Source organism: Knoellia aerolata DSM 18566, assembly GCF_000768695.1.
GTDB classification, from domain to species: Bacteria; Actinomycetota; Actinomycetes; order Actinomycetales; family Dermatophilaceae; genus Knoellia; species Knoellia aerolata.
The window spans coordinates 1-4810 of sequence record NZ_AVPL01000110.1 but is presented as its reverse complement, the minus strand read 5'-3'; the positions used below and the strand labels follow the sequence as shown (position 1 = coordinate 4810).

Genomic DNA, 4810 nt, shown 5'->3' with positions numbered 1-4810 from the left:
AGGCGCGCACCGCCGCCCTCGCCAAGGCGCGCGCCGCCGCCGCCCAGAAGGTCGCCCGCGACAAGGCCCGCACGTCTGCGGTCGCCGCGGCGCAGGCCGACCCGCGCTCGGCCGCGAGGGCGATGCTGGCCGACCACGGCTGGGGCGAGAGCCAGTGGCGCTGCCTCAACCTCCTGTGGGAGGGCGAGAGCGCGTGGAAGCACACCGCGGAGAACTCGTCGTCGGGTGCCTACGGCATCCCGCAGAGCCTGCCCGCCAGCAAGATGGCGAAGTTCGGCGCGGACTACCGCACCAACCCGATCACCCAGATCACGTGGGGCCTCTGGTACATCGAGCAGTCCTACGGCAGCCCCTGCGGCGCGTGGGAGTTCTGGAACGACCGCTACCCGCACTGGTACTGAGGGGGCCCGGCCCGCCCGCGGTCCGACCGGCTCGTCGGAGACGGCTCGTCAGAGACGGCGCAGGCGGATGCCCGTGACCTTGTGGTCGCCGCCCTTGGTGAGCACGAGGGTCGCGCGGTCGCGGGTCGGCAGGACGTTCTTGACGAGGTTCGGCTCGTTGATCCGCTCCCAGATCCCTCCAGCCGTCTCGCGCGCCTCGTCGTCGGTGAGCGCCGCGTAGCGGTGGAAGTAGGAGTCCGGGTCGGCGAAGGCCGTCTCGCGCAGCCGGAGGAACCGCTCGACGTACCAGGTGCGCAGCTGGTCGACCGGCGCGTCGACGTAGACCGAGAAGTCGAAGTAGTCCGAGAGCACCTGGCGGGTGCTGCGGTCCGAGCGCACCGTCGCGGGCTGGAGGACGTTGAGCCCTTCGACGATGAGCACGTCGGGCTGGTCGACGACGATCTCCGCGCCCGGCACGATGTCGTAGGAGAGGTGCGAGTACACCGGCGCCGAGACCTTCGGCACCCCCGACTTCACGTCGGCCACGAAGCGCAGGAGCCCGCGACGGTCGTAGGACTCGGGGAAGCCCTTGCGCTCCAGCAGGCCGCGTGACTCGAGGTGGGCGTTGGGCCACAGGAACCCGTCGGTGGTGATGAGGTCGACCCGGGGGGTCTGCGGCCAGCGGCGCAGCAGCTCGCGCAGGACCCGCGCCGTCGTGGACTTGCCGACCGCCACCGAGCCCGCGACCCCGATGACGAACGGGACCTTGGCCGGGCGCTCCCCCAGGAAGTCGGTCGTGACGCGGTGCAGCCCGGCGGTGGCGTTGACATAGAAGGCGAGCAGCCGGGACAGCGGGAGGTAGACCTCCTCGACCTCGTGCAGGTCGACCCGGTCGCCCAGCCCGGTGACCCGGGCGATGTCGTCGGGGGTGAGGCTCAGCGGCTGGTCGTCGCGTCGAGCCGCCCACGCCTCTCTCGTGAGGTCGAGGTAGGGCGACGGCAGCGGCGCCGTCGGCTCCGGCCCGGGGGCGGGAGCTGCGGGGGTGACAGACACGCGCGCCATTGTGGCGCACGCGGCGGCGAGCGGACGGCATACGCCGTCCCGGGCGCGCGGTCCGGCGGTTCGGGGTGGAGCGGGCGAGCCACTACGCTGGCGGCCATGTGTGGAATCGTCGGATATGTCGGCACGACCATGGACGCGCGCGCCGAAGGCGTCGTCATGGAGGGCCTCGCGCGGCTCGAGTACCGCGGCTACGACTCGGCCGGCATCGCCATGGTCACCGCGGACGGGGTCGAGTCGGAGAAGCGCGCCGGCAAGCTCGAGAACCTCCGTGGCGCCCTCGAGGCCAGCCCGCTGAGCCCGTCGCGCACGGCCATCGGCCACACCCGCTGGGCCACCCACGGCGGCCCCACCGACGGCAACGCCCACCCGCACCACGGCGGCAACGACGACAAGCTCGCGCTGATCCACAACGGGATCATCGAGAACTTCCACTCCCTCAAGAAGGAGCTCCTCGCCGAGGGAACGGAGTTCCGCAGCGAGACCGACACCGAGGTCGCGGCCAAGCTCGTCGGCCGCGCGTTCGACGAGACCGGCGACCTCACCTCGGCCATGCGCCAGGTCGTGGGCCGACTCGAGGGCGCCTTCACGCTCCTCGCCGTGCACTCCGACCAGCCCGGCGTCGTCGTCGGTGCCCGCCGCAACAGCCCGCTCGTCGTCGGCCTCGGCGAGGGCGAGAACTTCCTCGGCTCCGACGTCGCCGCCTTCATCGGCTACACGCGCCACGCCCTCGAGCTCGGCCAGGACCAGATCGTCACGATCACCCCGGACAGCCACGAGGTCATCGGCTTCGACGGCTCGCCCGCCGAGGGCAAGGCCTACGAGGTCACCTGGGACGCCGCCGCCGCCGAGAAGGGCGGCTACGCGACGTTCATGGAGAAGGAGATCTTCGACCAGCCGCACGCCGTGGGTGACACCCTCCTCGGCCGCACCGACGAGACCGGCCGCCTCGTCCTCGACGAGCTCCGCATCAGCGAGGAGCAGCTCGGCAACGTCGACCGCATCACCGTCGTCGCCTGCGGCACCGCCGCCTACGCCGGCATGGTCGCCAAGTACGCCATCGAGCACTGGACCCGCATCCCCGTCGAGGTCGCGCTCGCCCACGAGTTCCGCTACAGCGACCCCATCGTCAACGAGCGCAGCCTCGTCGTCTCGATCAGCCAGTCCGGCGAGACCATGGACACGCTCATGGCGGTCAAGCACGCCCGCGAGCTCGGCGCCCTGACGATCTCGGTGTGCAACACGCACGGCTCGACGATCCCGCGCGAGTCCGACGCCGTCCTCTACACCCACGCCGGCCCGGAGATCGCCGTCGCCTCGACCAAGGCCTTCCTCGCGCAGATCACCGCGTGCTACGTCCTCGGGCTCTACCTCGCGCAGCTGCGCGGTGGGGCGTTCGCCGACGACGCCCAGGCCGTGATGAAGGAGCTGCACGAGGTCCCCGCCAAGATCGAGGACCTCCTCGGCACGATGGACCGGGTCCGGGAGATCGCCCGGTTCATGGCCGACACCCGCTCGGTGCTCTTCCTCGGCCGCAACGTCGGCTTCCCGGTGGCCATGGAGGGCGCGCTCAAGCTCAAGGAGCTCGCCTACATCCACGCCGAGGGTTTCGCCGCGGGCGAGCTCAAGCACGGCCCGATCGCGCTCATCGAACCGGGCCTGCCCGTCTTCGTCGTCGTTCCCGGCCCGGACAGCCCGCACGACCTGCACAAGAAGGTCGTCTCGAACATCCAGGAGATCCGCGCCCGCGGGGCCCGCACCATCGTCATCGCGCAGGAGGGTGACGAGGACGTCGTGCCCTTCGCCGACGAGGTCATCCGCGTCCCGCAGACCTCACCGTTGCTCCAGCCACTGCTCACGGTCGTCCCGCTGCAGGTCTTCGCCCTGCACCTCTCGACCGCCAAGGGCCTCGACGTCGACCAGCCGCGGAACCTCGCCAAGAGCGTCACCGTCGAGTGATGAGCGACCGATGATCGTCGGGACGGGGATCGACGTCGTCGACATCGCGCGCTTCGCGGAGACGCTGGAGCGCACGCCGGGCCTGCGCACGCGCCTGTTCACCGAGGTCGAGCGCGGCCTGCCCATGCGTTCGCTCGCGGCACGCTTCGCGGCCAAGGAGGCGCTGGCCAAGGCGCTGGGCGCTCCCGTCGGCCTGTGCTGGACCGACGCGACGATCGAGCGCGGCGAGGACGGCCGCCCCCACGTCGTCATGCGGGGCACCGTCGCCACCCGGGCCGAGGCGCTGGGCGTGCGCACCGTGCACGTCTCGCTGTCCCACGACGCGGGTGTCGCCTCCGCCGTCGTCATCGCCGAGTCCTGACCCACCCGTCGTCGGAGGAGAGCCACCGTGATCGAGGCCTGGTCCGCTCAGGACGTGTATGCCGCCGAGGCCGCGCTCGCGGACGAGCTCGCCTCCGGTGAGCTCATGGCCCGGGCGGTCCGGGGTCTCGTGGAGGTGGTGGCGGCACGGGTCGACCAGCTCAACGCCGAGACCGTCGTCGCCCTCGTCGGCGCCGGCAACAACGGCGCGGACGCCCTGTATGCCGTGGCGCACCTCGCCGAGGCAGGCGTCAGCTGTGCGGCGGCCCTCGACCTCGAGCACGTCCACGCGGGCGCGCTGGAGGCGGCGCGGGCCGCCGGTGTGGTCATCGTCTCCGGCGCCGAGGCGCTCGAGGACGTCGCCGAGGCCGACATCGTCCTCGACGGCATCGTCGGTCTCGGCGGCCGGCCGGGCCTGCCCGCCGCGGCGGCGGCGTGGGTCGCCGCCATCCCCGACGACGCCCACGTCATCGCCGTGGACCTGCCCTCGGGCCAGGCCGCCGACGGCACCGGCTTCGACCCCGACGGGGTGCTCGCCGACGAGACGGTGACCTTCTCGGTGGCCAAGCCGGTGCACCTCCTGCCGCCGACGGAGCAGGCGTGCGGCCTGCTCACGGTCGTCGACATCGGTCTGGCCCTCGAGGCCCCGCCGGCCGTCGTGCGGCTCACCTTCGACGACGTCGTCGACCTGTGGCCGGTGCCCGGTCCCGAGGACGACAAGTACTCGCGGGGCGTCGTCGGCGTCGTCGCGGGCGGGGAGGCCTTCTCGGGTGCGGCGGTGCTCGCCGTGACGGCGGCGGTCGAGGCCGGTGCGGGCATGGTCCGCTACGTCGGCACGCCCACCCCCACGGGGCTCGTCCGTGCAGCGGTCCCCGAGGCGGTCCACGGCGAGGGTCGGGTCCAGGCGTGGGTCGTCGGACCCGGGCTCGACGTCGACGCCACGGACGACGCTGCGCCGGCGCAGCTCGAGGTCGCCCGGCGGGCGCTCGCGTCGGGTGAGCCGGTGCTCGTCGACGCCGGTGGGCTCGACCTCGTCGACGACGACGTCATCG

Annotated in this window: 5 protein-coding genes; 4 read left to right on the top strand and 1 reads right to left on the bottom strand. The window is 72.5% G+C overall.

From position 1 onward, the window contains the following. Nucleotides 1–401, top strand: a 401-nt coding sequence (locus N801_RS21190) for an aggregation-promoting factor C-terminal-like domain-containing protein (protein WP_035940802.1), incomplete at its 5' end; no start/stop codon positions are given. Between the two features lie 48 nt (nt 402–449). Here the strand turns inward: N801_RS21190 and coaA are convergent. Then, complete coding sequence (gene coaA, locus N801_RS18580) at nt 450–1442, bottom strand: type I pantothenate kinase (RefSeq protein WP_052113305.1); 993 nt, start codon at nt 1440–1442, stop codon at nt 450–452. Between the two features lie 96 nt (nt 1443–1538). Here coaA and glmS point away from each other — a divergent pair, with 96 nt between their 5' ends. From glmS to N801_RS18565, 3 genes are all read left to right on the top strand, one after another. Next, on the top strand, nt 1539–3398 hold the full coding sequence (gene glmS / locus N801_RS18575; protein WP_035940801.1) for a glutamine--fructose-6-phosphate transaminase (isomerizing): 1860 nt from the start codon (nt 1539–1541) through the stop codon (nt 3396–3398). Nucleotides 3399–3408: 10 nt separating this feature from the next. After that, on the top strand, nt 3409–3759 hold the full coding sequence (locus N801_RS18570) for a holo-ACP synthase (protein WP_035940800.1): 351 nt from the start codon (nt 3409–3411) through the stop codon (nt 3757–3759). Nucleotides 3760–3786: 27 nt separating this feature from the next. After that, nucleotides 3787–4810 (top strand): NAD(P)H-hydrate epimerase (locus N801_RS18565; protein ID WP_035940799.1); only part of this gene is annotated, 1024 nt, incomplete at its 3' end.